Below are 14,571 nucleotides of genomic sequence, written 5' to 3'. Positions count from 1 at the left end.
AACTAGATTACTAGAGTTGTTTCATGTTGCTAATTCTAAATAACGTTGCTTAAAATTACCTTAAAATTAGCTTATGGAAACATAAAGATGATAAGTGTTTGAAAATTGTTCACAAATGAGAGGGGAGTAATGACATCGAATTGTACAAAAACCTGAATAGAATAGGAAACTATAATATATCAGAATTTGGAGGGATGACAGCAAAAATGTCGAATTTTCATATTGTTGAAATGGTAAGGTAACGAAAAGCTGAGACTATGGTAATAGAGTCGGTTGGATTATATAGGTATTTCGCTTTAAAAATGTATAGTTAAGATTGCAATAAAGGGTCTTCTGTTAGAAAATATGGTAGATTAATAGTAAGGCAATTCGCCAAAATGTGTATAAAAGGATTTAGGACGATGGACATAGCTAAAAAGGGTGTGATGGGATGATTCTGACAGTCGTTCAGTCAAGACGAGAGGGAGAATGGATTGATATTGAGGTTCCAGATGAGAGCACCGTCCAGTATTTCAAATCTGTACTTTCTGTACGCATATTCAACGAGCCTCCTCAAGAGAATGTTCAATATATATTGGAAGCTAAATTCCCGGAAGGCAACTGGTTTACGCTGCCTGACGCAAAACAATTAACGGAAACAGGACTGAGAGAAGGGAACTTTGTCCGTTTGCAAAAGGCTTTTTCGACAACGGAAAGCGAAGCCCCTGTACATGGAAGAAGATTGCTGTTTCAAAATAAAAATTCAGGGTAATAAGTCGAGATTCAAATGTGAAGCGCGTTTATGCCTTTTTGAAGGGAGGAAATTTCTTGAACGTGTTATATCAGCGTTCTCCAAGAATGAAGGAAGTGCTCAAGAAGGAGACACTGGAGATTCTGCGTCCTCCGATGGAGCCCAGTAAGCCTTCTTTCTCGATCATTTCATTAATCATACCACTCGTCATGACATTGGCTACAGTGGGAGTTTATTTCTATTTGAGCCGTACCGGCCGATTGGGCAACAGTAGCTTCATGACCATTCAAATGGTCATGATGACGGTGATGCTCGCAACGTATACGATTCCTTTCTTTGTATACCTCAGTAATAAGAAAGAATATCATAAGCGGCTCGCTGAGAGAGAAGAGATGTACACATCTCAGCTTGCGAAGCATCGTGAAGAGCTTGAGACAGAAGCCGCAAGACAGGTACAGATCACTCATGAAATTCATGGGGATCCAGAAGTGTGCAGCCAGATTGTAAAGAACAGACACAGCTCTTTGTGGGAGCGTTCACCGGATGATGATGATTTTCTGGCCGTACGCGCCGGTATCGGTGCTGAACCTTTTCGAATTACAATTGCTCCTCCAAGATTCGATGGTTATGAGCGGGAACCTCTGATTGAGGCTGCACATCAATTGGCTGAGGATTTTGTTAATGTTGAAGGTGCATCCATTGCACTGCCCATCTACGAGTCTAAAATTGTAGGTATTGTAGGTGATCGTGAGGACGTCTTGTCTATGCTGCGTGTAATTATTACACAGATTACGACAAGACATTCGCCGGATGAGGTCAAGCTGGCTGCTTTTTATGAAGAAAAAGAAGCAGATGAATTCGAATGGATGCGCTGGTTCCCTCACATTTGGGATGATGAACGCGGACAGCGGTTTATGGCGGACAGACACAGCGGTGCGCATCAGCTGGCAGATAGTCTGTACACGACGCTGAACCGCCGTAAGAATTCCAGGAAAGAGCGGGGTAAGAAAGGGCCGGACATTCCGGTGTATGTGGTTCTAATGTCGGAGCGTGACATTATTGAAGAAGAGCCTTTGCTGCCTCTGATCCTGGAAGATCCTGAAGCAATCACAACTTGTACGATTATACTGGCTTCCCGCAAAGAGCATTTGCCAATGCATTGTCAGCTCGTGGTGGAGGCTCGGAAGAACGAAGGAAGCTACTCCAAGAAGACCGAACAGGCGGATGTCGTTCATCAGACTTTTGTACCCGATCGAATGACACGGTCCGAGGCGGAAATTTGTGCTCGAAATATGGCTCCGCTTCGATTGAAGCGATCCTCTGCTTCCGAAATACCTCCTCTGCTGCCTTTATTCGACATGATGGAAGTATCCAGAGTGGAACAGCTTGATGTAGCAGACAGATGGTCCCGGAACAGATTTCCTAATACATTGCCGGTACCCATGGGAGTCAGAGCTGGCGGCAAGAGAGTGTATCTTAATCTTCATGACAAGATCGAGCGTCAGGGACACGGTCCGCACGGTCTGATTGCCGGAACAACAGGATCGGGTAAGAGTGAGGTTATCCAATCGATCGTTGCATCTCTAGCCTCCGAATTTCACCCTCATGACTTGGCGTTTATGCTGATCGACTATAAGGGCGGTGGGATGTCTAACACATTTGAGAAGCTGCCTCATGTCGTCGGGACGATTACAAACCTTGACCAATCACTAATGGAAAGAGCAAAAATATCACTTCGTGCAGAACTGGTACGTCGACAAAAAATTCTGAATGATGCTGGAAATTTGCAGCACATCGATGAGTATTATAAATGGCTGGGTTCACACCAGGCTGAGCCGCTGCCGCATCTTGTCATTATTATTGATGAGTTCGCACAGCTGAAACGGGAACAGCCGGAGTTTATGGATGAACTGATCAGTATAGCTGCCATCGGCAGAACGCTGGGTGTGCATTTGATTCTGGCCACGCAAAAACCTGCTGGTGTCGTTGACGATAAGATTTGGAGTAACTCCAGATTTAGAATATGTTTACGTGTTCAAAGCGAGGGAGACAGCCGGGATATGATCAAGATTCCGAATGCTGCCTGGATCACGAAGCCGGGCCGTGGTTATTTCCAGGTCGGCAGTGACGAAGTATTTGAAGAAATGCAATTTGCATGGAGTGGAGCTCCTTATACCTCACATACGGATGACAGTGCTTCTTCACTTCCCCTTATGGAAGTTAGATTAAATGGTAAGCGAGAGCCTCTGTTAACGGGCGAGAGAGTATCCATGATGCAGTCGGAAGGCTCCTCCAAGCAGCTTCAAGTCTTTATTGATCACATCTCAGAGGTAGCCGAGCAAGCGGGTATTGAGAGATTACAAGGTCCGTGGCTCCCTCCATTGCCAGAATTAATTCAATGGGAAGAGCTGGTTATGGATGGGGCAGTTTCAGAGAGCTCAGGCTCGGCCCTTACCGACCAGCTGGAACCGGTTGTCGGTATTGTAGATGATCTGACGAACCAGAAGCAGGTGCCCATGTCCATTAACTTAGGACAAGGTCATCTGGCTGTATACGGAATGCCTGGTCTTGGCAAAACAACCTTTGTGCAGACGATGATCATGTCGCTTGCCAGAAGCTGCAGCAATTGGCATGGCTATGTTATTGATATGGGCAGAATGATGCGTGACTTTAGACAGATTCCGCAAATTGGAGGTGTGATGTCTGCTGAGGATGATGATCGAATTAAGCGGCTGTTTCGTTATTTAGCCAAAGTCTTCATGCAAAGAAGAGAATTAATTGCTGAAGCAGGGGTCAAGACGGTTACCTCCTATCGCCGAAGCACAGGACAAACCTTACCGCAAATTATCGTATGGATTGACGGATACTTATCCTTCCGAAATTCATACCCGGATGAGAATGAGCAGCAGGAGCTATTCTTGAGAGAAGGCGTAAGCCTCGGCATTACTTTTGTAGTCACGGCCAATCGTATAACTGACATTTTCGAGAAGATCAGAAGCAACATAACTAATGCGGTTTCTTTTGAAATGGCAGATCCCAGCGACTATTATTATGCGGTTGGAAGACCGGCACGTGTCCCTAACGGATATCCTCCGGGTCGTGGTCTTGTTAAAGGGCATGTACCTCCACTTGAGTTTCAAACGGTTCTGCCTGTAACAGGTACAGATGAGGCAGAGCGAGCGGACCAGCTAAGAGCTATGATTGGAAACGTTAATCATACGTACACGGGCTCGATACCTCAGAAGATAGATCCACTTCCTGAAGTCATTACACTTGCAGAAGTGCTGGAGAATACACAGCATACACGGAGTCAGGAGCAGAGAGATATTTATAATGTGCCCGTTGGACTCATGACAGATGACCTGGAAGTGTTTAATATCAGTCTTCGTGAAGGTCCGCATTTTATGGTTGCAAGTCCACTTGAGAGTGGTAAGACCAGCTTTATGCTGACATGGATGCTGTCCTTGGCATACCATTATAGTCCTGAGGAACTTCATATGTATTCGATAGATACGAGGTATGGGGAAGAAGGCTTAAGCCGGCTGTCCAATCTGCCTCATATACGTAAGAATGCTTCTAAGGATGAAGAGCTTGGTCCGTTAATACAGGAAGTATATGATACGGTCATGAGGCTTACAACTGATCGCTGTGGTCCTGAGATTGTATTGTTTATAGATGATGCTGATACACTGGCGAAGCAGATGAATGATTTTACGATGAAAGATCAACTCGCTGCTATTGTACGTCAAGGCAGAGATCGTGGTGTGCATGTAATCATCGCGGGAGTTGCCGCAGATTTCCCAACTTTCGGTGCCGACTGGGTAACGGATATTAAAGCAGCCCAAAGCGGACTGTTGTTCGGGACGTTGGACCCTAATGATTTGTCGTTCTTCCGGATTCCTTTCTCAGAATCGAATACGGGTTCCAATGGTCTGAAAGTCCTGCCGGCAGGACAGGGGTACTATGTAAAACGGAGATTTTCCAGGATTAAAGCAGCGCTGCCATGGAATAACAATATGGAACGTGCCGATTGGATCGAAAAAATTCGCGACCGATGGCATGTTGTAGTTTGAAGGGAGGTGGCTCATAATGTTGACGGTTCATCATTCCAAACAGAAAGTAGTAACACTGGAACAGAAGGAACTGTTCTTTCTGGCAGGGATCATAGGTTCTGATCGATTGCTTGGCATTGAGGACCCCTTTATAGGATATCTGACAGAGGATATCGTAATGGAATGGGAGAATACCAAAGAAGAGTTATTAACGAAAGGGTATTTGACCCGAGATCAGGACTCCAGTGAACTCATCATGACACCAACCGTGTTCTCAAGGGTGGCCATTGCAGGCTTATCCTCCAGAGCTTGTCGTTTTGAAATAAAGAAGAAGCGAGGAGCGAAATACAAGGGTTACCTGCACTGTACAAATGAACGCGTAGTGGAATTGATCCCGACACAAGAGGAGCCTTATACCTACCAGTTATCAGACCTGGGCGATGTTGAACAGGCCTGTAAATCGGTTATTAGCAAAATTAAATGGGGCACAGAGCACACAAAGAACGATATTCCGGCTTTGATGTTCTCGAAAAAACGCTTCTTTGAGATCGTGAATGATTCTCTTCTTGATGAAGAAACATTGACCGGCCGTTTGTCGGAGGCATGCTACGATGTACAGGGAGCAGCAGCTTTGGCTCAAACAATTATCCATCAAGAGACAGAAGGGGAGCTTCAACTGCTTGTATGGACTGGAGAAAAATGGGACTCGCAGTCTGCAGCTTTTATCTCGAGCAGCTCTATGAACTGGCTTTTTCGTATGAGTACTGTTGGTAAAGGCGACTGGCTTATCGCTACGCCGATGGGTCAAGGAGACTTTAAAGATATGCTTCTAGAGTGGCTGATACAGCCAGCAGATCATGAAGAAAGGTGATGTATATGCGCATTCGTGTGGAACCGGATGTGCTTCGGACGCTTAGCGGGCAGCTTCAGCATGCGGCGGAGCAAATTCAGCAAATTGTTGTTGGTCTAGAACAAGCCCTTGGAAGAATAGAAGGCGATACCGCCGTTCATGAGGGAATTGTGTATGAATGGATGAGGTCGAAGCAGCTCGCCGGACATATTGAATTGGAACTTGAGAGATTTAGCTCCGAACTGCTTCGCAAGGCAAACCATTTCAAGCAAGCTGACGAAGATTATCATTCGTTTTTAGCTCATGTTGATTACACAAACGTTTCACCGATGCGTATGCTGCAATCTCAGCACCTGGAATCCATTAATAGCGATAAGCCTTTGGTGTTTTCGGTGTCTAATCCTAGGTCTGCTGTCATGGCTATTCAGCAATCCTGGAGTCCGGAGGATCAGCTAAATGATATGGGGACCCTGCGGTTAGCAACCGAGCTGAACCCGGCAGGGTGGAAGTTTACTGACCCTTCTCTAGGAGCAAAGGTTGGTTAAATTTTTTGTCAACCAGATGTTAAATGCAGTTTCATAGCCTCATTTTTAGGTGAATTACAAATAGGACCAATGACTTTAGACACACTTCGTGTCGTTTGGTACAATTTTCATGTGTTTCACCTAAATATTTGCAGATGAAAAAGGAGGAAGGCCCTACTATGTCAGGACGTATTTTAATATCCCCAGAACAGGTAGACCAAGTAGCAAACCAATTCAAACAAAGTGGTGAGCAAAGTCAACAGATCGTTTCCAGCTTGACTCAATCCATCAATGGGATGGAAGGACAATGGGAAGGTATGACAAAACAGCGTTTCTTCCAAGAATTCCAAGAGGCTAGCAAGCAAATGCAAAGCTTTGTTCAAACTTTGAACAGCATCAGCCAGGAACTGACAGCAATCGCTGCGAAATTCCGTCAGGTTGACCAATCTCGTTAATAGGAATTATCTGTACTTATATTACTTAAGGAAACCGGGAGTTTTCACGAACTTCCGGTTTTCTTGCATCACAACGTTAAAAGAGAGGGATGTTCATGTCTTTTCAACCTAAACCCGGTGATGAGTTCCTTATTCATGGTGAGAAATATGTGGTAGGACAGCATCCGGCAGCTCCAGGAATTGCATACGCACAAACAGGAAGGCAGGGCACGGTGTATAAACTAGTGCCGCAGAATGGACAGGAATATGAGGCAAAAGCCCTGAAGGTATTCTTTCCTAAATTCCGTGTTCCGGCTATGGTATACCAATCGGAGCAGATGGAGAAATACAGTGAAATATCAGGCCTGCAGGTATGTAAACGAGACGTGCTCACTCCTGAAAGAAACGGAAAATTAATAAGTGAGCATGGAGATCTTCTATATTCAGTGCTCATGCCTTGGGTGGATGGCATCAGCTGGTTTGATATCATCTGTGATAAGAAGCAGCTGACGACAGAAGAGAGCGTTATTCTAGCTTCGTCGCTTGCAAGTATAGGTTCGGCGATGGAGCAGAGAGGTATCGCACACTGTGATCTCTCGGCACCGAACGTCCTGGTTCCGTTTTTTTCCGAAGTAGAACGGCCTGAAGGAGCTGCTGCAGTTGAGTTAGTCGACGTAGAGCAGCTATATAGTCCAAAAATGGACCGGCCTGATGCACTTCTCGCGGGTTCAGCCGGTTATGCAGCTCACCGGATCGTGAATAGCGGCTTGTGGAGCAGCTATGCTGACAGGTTTGCGGGAGCGGTAATCTTAGCAGAAATGCTCGGCTTCAGTGACCCCGAAATTGTCAATCGAACTTATGGAGAGAGCTTCTTCGATCAAAGAGAGCTTCAAACGAGCAGTGAGCGATATCGCAAGCTCCAGCAATCACTTGAATCCAGATTCGGATCCAAAATAGCGGAGCTGTTCGGCAGAGCATGGCATAGTCAAGATTTAAGCAGCTGCCCTACATTTGGCGAATGGCTGGTAGCCATATCTACAATCGATCTGAATGCTGTCCCCGTACAAAACAGCAGTGAGGAAGATTATTCCGCTGGTGTTGAAGATACGAGATCTGTAGAGGCATCAGCTGCAACAATCATTCCAGAAGATAAGAGCAGCAACGTCTCATCTCCTGTAGATGAACCCGCTCTCACGAATGCAGCGCATTCAGTAACCGACAAGGAGCAACAGGATCGTTTGCTCCAGGAAGCTTCTGTCAAAGAAAGTAAGGGAGAGCTGAATGCGGCCCTTGACTTATACAAATCAGCACTGCTATTGGAGAAGTCTGGAACAGCCCTGCATGTAGAGATTGCAGCAGCGATCCGCCAGATTGAAGATGCTTTGCCTACAGAGACGGATGAGCCTAAGAACTCACGCTTCTCTAAATTCCGTAGTCGTAAAGCGGTTATTGCGGGCGCAGCAGTGCTCTTAATCGGCATTATTGCGATTCCTGGAATGCATACACTGGCTGAACAGGCAGAGACGAAGCAGCTCGAGGCACAGCGTCTGGCTGAGCTTGAGAAGCAGGAGCAGGCCAAGAAGGCAGAGGAAGCGGCAAAGCTTGCTGAAGAGAATAAGAAAAAACAAGAGGCAGAGCTCGCTCTGAAGCAAGCTGAGGAAGAGAAAGCCCGTCTGGCCGCAGAGAAAGAGCGAGCTGCCCAGCAGGCGAAGTATGACAAGCAGGCGAAGTATGAGGCGTATCTAGCTCAGGTTGAAGCGAAGCAAAAGGCGAAGGAAAAGGCTGCTCTTCAGGAGAAATATGACAAGCAGGCAAAATATGAGGCGTATCTAGCCCAGCTTGAACAGAAGAAAGCACGCCAAGCGGAAGCTGAAACAACAGCTGCAAAAGAGGCTGCCGCAAAGGCAGAAGCTGCTAAACAGGCTCAAGCTAAGGCTGCAGCAGCTGCGGCGGCAGAACAAGCAGCGCAAAAAGCAGCTGCAGAAAAAGCAGCCAAGGAGAAGGCGGCACTCAAGCAGAAGCGTGCTCAGAACGTCAAGCAGCTCATTGCCTATTACAATCTAGCCTATAATGCACAGCAAGGACGCAAGATTGAAGCTGCGAGAGAACACGCGAATAACTTTATGGACCTGTATAATCAGGATGCTGAATATTTTGCCGGAGTAGGCAAAGTGGGACAGCGCAAGACACATATCTATAAATTTATTAGAAATAGAAGCTATAAATTGCCTGATATTTAAACTAGGGGTGAATGAACGGTCATGAACTATACGATACAAGCATCTCAGAGAACGCCGGCCCTCATCATTTATTTGATTGACATTAGTGCATCCATGAATATGATGATGGAAAATCGCAGAAGGATGGACATCGTGTACGAAGCATTGTCACTTGCCATACGTCAAATGGTGTTTCGTTCTACTAAAGGAAGCAGATTGACACCAAGGTATCGAATTGCAATTCTTGCGTACAGTGACGATGTATATGATCTGCTCGGAGGCGTTAAGGGAATAGACGAAATTGCAGCGATTGGTTCAATTCCGGATTTAACTCCGATGCGATTCTCGGACTCGGCCAAAGCCTTTCTTCAGGCAGAGAAAATCCTGCAGGCAGAGCTTCCATTTATGCAGGATTGTCCTGCTCCATTGATATGTCATATGACGGACGGAGTATCGACGGGAGAGGATCCAGAGCCGATCGCCAGACGAATTATGAATATGAGTGTTCCTGACGGGAACGTGCTGATTGAGAATATTTTCATCTCGGATCATTTGCTTAGTGCACCCATACCAGAACCGAGAAGATGGACGGGTATTTCACAGGATACGGAACTGAAAGATGAGCATGGAGAAAAACTGAAGAAGATGTCTTCGCCTCTTCCGGAGAGCTATAGGGAAATGCTAGTCGAGGCGGATTATCTGCTTGCCCCGGGTTCATTAATGATGCTCCCAGGGACTTGCGCAGAGCTCGTGTCCATCGGATTTCAAATGTCAGCGGCAACGCCTGTCAGGTAAGGGGGAGTTAGAAAGTGAAATCTTTGCGAATGTCTATGCCTGGTCATGTAAAAGCACATCCGGAAGAGAATTTTCACTTTGTCAGTTCACAGCAAGCAGATCATCCCCTAACCGCCTATAAAGGTCGGCTTACATGTCGTTATGGTTACGGGCTGGCAGCAGAATCGGCAACCTATGGGGATAATGGTCAAGACTTTGCTGCCGTTCATGTGGAAGGTGATATTTGTACATTTGTTCTGTGTGATGGGGTCTCTATGAGTTATTATGGTGATTTTGCTGCTAGATATTTAGGGAAGGCACTGCATGGATGGATGCTGGAGACGAAGGAGTGGTCCGTCTCTCGTTTGCAGCAATTTTTGACGAATATTACGATTCCTGCTTCCAGAGAGCTGAGTACATACCAGGCTGTTCACCACGAGAAGGTTCCGATCATGCTGCGAGAAGTGCTGGAGACGAAGAAGAAGCACGGCAGTCAGTCGATGTATATTTGCGGCAAGATTCAGCTTGGCTCTGGAAAAAAAGGCAGCAATCTTCAGCTTGCCTGGCAAGGTGATTCGAGAATCCGTTTGTTTCAAAACGGAACAGAGCTTGAACAATGTTTTGAAGTGACAAGGGCAACATCGGAGCGGTGGTCTACACTGCAGGGACCGATTGGTGGAACTCCGCATGTCTATGAAAAAAGCTTCAAAGCAAGTGAAGAAATTGTCTTGAGGCTATATACGGATGGTATGGGTGAGCTCGATCCTATCGGACTGCATTTGCCAGACGAGCAGATCCAAGTGCTTCTTGATGCACATCATACAGGTGGTCTTGAGGATGACGCTGCATTTATTGAAATCAGCTTTACCTCATAATTGTTGGATTGATCCGATTGATCGAAACTCAGTTAGACTATAAATTATAATCGATTAATTGAATTGCCAATTGAATTATTAAAACTCTCCTTTACTGGGCATTCTTATGTATGAGCCGCATGTGCTCCTTGTACATACCAACGCCTAAGGAGTGACCAAGAAGAATGTCTTCAAAACAACGTTTGCGTTTTCAAGGGAAAACCGCATTAGTAACGGGGGCTGGTTCCGGAATCGGGAAGGCAGTTGCCATCAAGCTGGCACAGGAAGGTGCGAATGTCGCTTTATTGGATCTAATAGATAAACGTACCCACGAAGCAGAACAAGAGATTCAAGCAATGGGCATGGGGAAGGTCCGTGCCTATGATGTTGATATTTCCGATGCAGCACGTGTTGCCGATGCGATAGAGAAGACGGTGAGTGAGCTTGGCGGCATCGATATTATATTTGCCAATGCAGGAATTAACGGCGTTGTGGCGCCCATTGAAGATATTGATGTAGAGGATTGGCAGAACACCATAACGACGAATCTCGGCGGTACTTTTTTTACTGTAAAGTATGCTGTTCCCCATATGAAGAAGGATGATGGAGGAAGCATTATTATTACGAGCTCGATCAATGGGAATTACACCTTCTCGAATATAGGGATGAGTGCATACAGTACTTCCAAAGCAGGTCAGGTAGCCTTCGCCAAAATGGCGGCACTGGAGCTGGCCAAGTTTAACATTAGAGTGAATGTCATTTGCCCAGGTGCCATCTCGACAAATATTGATCAGAGCACCGAAAAGTCAGAAGAGCTGAATGAAGTATCCATTAAGATGGAGTTTCCGGATGGACGTCAGCCGCTGGCACATGGTCCAGGTAAGCCGGAGGAGGTTGCGGACTTAGTTGCTTTTCTGGCATCGGATGAATCCAGGCATATTACAGGTGCACAGATTGTCATTGATGGAGCTGAGTCTCTGTTAAGCTGATCTTGATCACGATAGGTATGGAGTGAACGGCCGTTTCCCTTGCAGGAAGCGGTTTTTTTCGTTATTTTTAAAAGAAACAATTGTAAACGAGCAGGACAGCTAATATGCATGATAGAGCCGTCACTTCATTCTAGGATCGGATTAGAGGGAGGTATCATGGTGAGTATATTTTCAAGGATCGCTGAGCAGAAGATTGCTGAGGCAATAGAAAGAGGAGAATTGGATCATCTGCCAGGAGCAGGTAAGCCGCTTGTAATAGAAGATCTATCTCATGTCCCTGAAGACCTTCGGGCTTCATATAAAATACTGAAGAATTCAGGATATCTTCCGCCAGAACTCGAACTGCAGCAGGAATGCGTCAGCCTAGAGCAAATGATTCAATTATGTCAGACAGCAGAAGATAAGGAACAATGGATCAAGAAGCTGACCGAGAAACAAATCAAACTTAGAATCATGCTCGAAAAAAGAGGGATAAGCCATAACCCCTCCCTCCAAGCTTATGAAGAGAGAATTCGCAGTAAGTTGGTGGATGATTGATTTAGATCCGCATTCATTTTGAGAAGAATATCATTGGAGAGTTGAATTTAAATGCATAAGGAGCATCATCAAGGACATCCATTGCCTATCGTTCAGATCATACCTGACTTAAAGCGAACATTGGCTGAACATACGTCTGCTGTACTCATTGCTGAACCAGGCGCAGGCAAAACTACGGTCGTCCCTCTAGAATTATATAAAGAACCTTGGCTCGGCAATAAGAAGATTATTATGCTTGAGCCTCGGCGGCTTGCTGCAAGAAATGCGGCAGTAAGAATGGCAAAGGCATTAAATGAACCTGTAGGTCAAACGGTGGGGTATCGTGTTCGCCATGATACGAAGGTGAGCCGACATACTCAGATTGAAGTTGTGACAGAAGGTGTACTGACCCGTATGCTTCAGCAGGATCAAGGGTTGGAGGATACGGCTCTGCTGATCTTTGACGAATTTCATGAACGTAATATACACGGAGATCTGTCGCTGGCGCTGGCGCTCGAGAGCAAGCTGCTCCTTCGGGATGATCTGCGTATTCTTGTCATGAGTGCAACGCTTGAGGCTGAACCTGTATCCGGTCTACTTGGAGGGGCACCCGTGCTGTCCTGTGAAGGCAGGACCTTTCCGGTGGAGACAAATTACGCGCCAGTCCCCATGAATACGGAGCTGGAGAATCATATGGCCCACATTATTCAGCGGGGCTTGGCCAACCATGAAGGGGATATCCTGGCTTTCTTGCCCGGAGCACGAGAAATTCACAGGACGGAGCGATTGCTGCAGCAGATGAACCTGGGGAGCTCTATACATATCTGTCCTTTGTACGGTTCACTGACTGCCGAAGAGCAGGATGCTGCTATTCGGGCAGCTCAGCCAGGGGAGCGCAAAGTGGTCCTGGCGACGACAATAGCGGAATCAAGTCTTACCATTGAAGGGATTACCGTTGTTGTGGACAGCGGACTGCGCAAAGAGTCGTTGTACTCATCCCGTACAGGAATGAATAGACTCGTCACACGGCCCATATCCAAAGCATCGAGCGATCAGCGAAGAGGACGTGCAGGACGTGTAAAGCCAGGGGTATGTTATCGTCTGTGGAGCCAGCTGGAGCAGGATGCCCGGCCGGAGTCATCTCGGCCGGAAATACTGTCAGCGGATTTGGCTCAGCTGACGCTGGAGCTTTCGGCCTGGGGCGTGACTGACCCAGGCGAGCTGAGCTGGCTGGATGCACCGCCGCCAGCTTCTTACGAAGAAGCCAAGCAGCTGCTGCGCAGGCTTGGCTGCCTGAATGACCTCGGCACCATTACAGGCCGAGGCCTTGAGATCGCGGGTATGGGAACTCACCCGCGGCTCGGCAGCATGCTGCTGCAAGCGGCAGAGCTTGGGCTGGCCGAAGAGGCCAGCCTGCTCGCTGCGCTGCTTGCAGAGGGCTCATCCCGCATGGCAGATGCCGCGGCGGGATGGGACATTCGCCCGCAGCTGACGCTAATGCGGGCACCAGGGGCTCAAGATGCGGCGAAGCACCGCATCTTGCAGGAGAGCCGCCAGCTGCTGGCATCCCTCGCACATCACCGGCAGAAGCCGGAGAATGGGCGGAGGATGAGCGAATACAGCTGCGGCCTACTGCTTGCCTTTGCCTATCCGGATCGGATTGGGCAAAGAAGAGAGGATGGCCGCTACCTGCTGTCCAGCGGCCGCGGTACACGTTTCCCCGGAGCAGGGGCCTTCACGGGAAACGAAGGGGCTTACATCGTCGTTGCTGAAGCCGATGATCAAGGGGCAGACGGATTGATCCGGCTTGCAGCTCCACTGTCAATTAGTGAACTCATGACATATAAGCCTGAATGGATTCAACTGGAGCACGAAGTAAAATGGGACTACAAAACGCAAAGTGTACGCGCCAAAAAACGGCAGCGTCTGGATGCCCTTATATTGAAGGAGATGGCTTATCCAGATCCTCCTGAGGAGAGCATCATTACCGCTCTGCTTGAGGGAATAAAGGAAGAGGGACTTCGCCTGCTGACATTGAGTAAAGCGGAGCATCAGCTCATCGAACGAATCAAATTCATGCATCGAGCCTATCCGGAGTGGCCGGAGCTTACGAATCAAACGGAGCTCGTGGATTATATTGCAGAACGGATGGCTCCTTATCTGATTGGAATAAGGACAGCGGCCCAGCTTCAGAAGGTATCTATCGCTTCTGTACTCATGGACAGTCTGACCTGGGAGGAGCGGCAGCTGCTGGAGCGAGAGGCGCCGATTCATTTTACCGCACCGAGCGGATCGCGAGTCAAGATTGAATATAGTGGACAGGGAGCTCCTTACATTGCGGTAAGACTCCAGGAGATGTTTGGACTCGAGCGGACACCTGCAATTGGTAACGGCAGAGTCCCATTAACAGTTCATCTGTTGTCTCCGGCACAGCGTCCGGTTCAAGTGACGAAAGATCTCGAAAGCTTCTGGCGTGAAGGATATTTCGAAGTGAAAAAGGATCTGAAGGGCCGCTATCCGAAGCACTACTGGCCGGATAATCCACTGGAAGCAATGCCTACCAGCAGAGTCAGGCCCAAATAATAGCTTTGGTACGTAAGCGGGATTTCCCAAAATGATTCATTACACA

11 protein-coding genes are annotated in these 14,571 nt (G+C 47.3%); all 11 read left to right on the top strand.

Features of this window, described 5'->3' with window-relative positions; translation table 11 throughout:
• The first annotated feature begins 430 nt into the window (after positions 1 to 430).
• The 11 genes from BLW49_RS01700 (at position 431) to hrpB (ending at position 14,525) form a co-directional block, all read left to right on the top strand.
• Positions 431 to 751, top strand: a complete 321-nt coding sequence (locus tag BLW49_RS01700) for a hypothetical protein (protein ID WP_076311051.1) — start codon at positions 431 to 433, stop codon at positions 749 to 751.
• A 56-nt stretch (positions 752 to 807) separates the two neighbouring features.
• Positions 808 to 4,803, top strand: coding sequence for a type VII secretion protein EssC (essC, locus tag BLW49_RS01695; protein ID WP_090722903.1), 3,996 nt, complete (start codon positions 808 to 810; stop codon positions 4,801 to 4,803).
• 16 nt (positions 4,804 to 4,819) lie between these two features.
• Positions 4,820 to 5,653 (top strand): hypothetical protein, encoded by an 834-nt coding sequence (locus BLW49_RS01690; RefSeq protein WP_076311049.1) that lies wholly within the window; start codon positions 4,820 to 4,822, stop codon positions 5,651 to 5,653.
• A gap of 5 nt (positions 5,654 to 5,658) precedes the next feature.
• Complete coding sequence (locus BLW49_RS01685; protein WP_076312504.1) at positions 5,659 to 6,177, top strand: WXG100 family type VII secretion target; 519 nt, start codon at positions 5,659 to 5,661, stop codon at positions 6,175 to 6,177.
• 158 nt (positions 6,178 to 6,335) lie between these two features.
• Positions 6,336 to 6,611, top strand: a complete 276-nt coding sequence (locus BLW49_RS01680) for a WXG100 family type VII secretion target (RefSeq protein ID WP_047909612.1) — start codon at positions 6,336 to 6,338, stop codon at positions 6,609 to 6,611.
• A 95-nt stretch (positions 6,612 to 6,706) separates the two neighbouring features.
• A complete protein-coding gene (locus BLW49_RS01675) occupies positions 6,707 to 8,830 on the top strand; it encodes a protein kinase family protein (RefSeq protein ID WP_090722900.1) in 2,124 nt (707 codons plus the stop codon).
• Between the two features lie 21 nt (positions 8,831 to 8,851).
• Positions 8,852 to 9,604, top strand: coding sequence for a vWA domain-containing protein (locus tag BLW49_RS01670; RefSeq protein ID WP_076311047.1), 753 nt, complete (start codon positions 8,852 to 8,854; stop codon positions 9,602 to 9,604).
• A gap of 14 nt (positions 9,605 to 9,618) precedes the next feature.
• Entirely contained in the window at positions 9,619 to 10,458 is an 840-nt protein-coding gene (locus BLW49_RS01665; protein WP_083655681.1) for a hypothetical protein, read from the top strand.
• Between the two features lie 164 nt (positions 10,459 to 10,622).
• Positions 10,623 to 11,426: an SDR family oxidoreductase gene (locus BLW49_RS01660; protein ID WP_090722897.1), complete on the top strand. Its 804-nt coding sequence runs from the start codon at positions 10,623 to 10,625 to the stop codon at positions 11,424 to 11,426.
• Positions 11,427 to 11,585: 159 nt separating this feature from the next.
• On the top strand, positions 11,586 to 11,963 hold the full coding sequence (locus BLW49_RS01655; protein ID WP_076312502.1) for a DnaJ family domain-containing protein: 378 nt from the start codon (positions 11,586 to 11,588) through the stop codon (positions 11,961 to 11,963).
• Between the two features lie 51 nt (positions 11,964 to 12,014).
• Positions 12,015 to 14,525 (top strand): ATP-dependent helicase HrpB, encoded by a 2,511-nt coding sequence (gene hrpB, locus BLW49_RS01650; RefSeq protein WP_090722896.1) that lies wholly within the window; start codon positions 12,015 to 12,017, stop codon positions 14,523 to 14,525.
• Positions 14,526 to 14,571 lie beyond the last annotated feature (46 nt).

The sequence above is a fragment of the Paenibacillus sp. PDC88 genome (assembly GCF_900106725.1).
GTDB lineage: Bacteria > Bacillota > Bacilli > Paenibacillales > Paenibacillaceae > Paenibacillus > Paenibacillus shunpengii.
The sequence above is the reverse complement of the archived record's forward strand: the minus strand, read 5'-3'. Positions and strand labels throughout refer to the sequence as shown.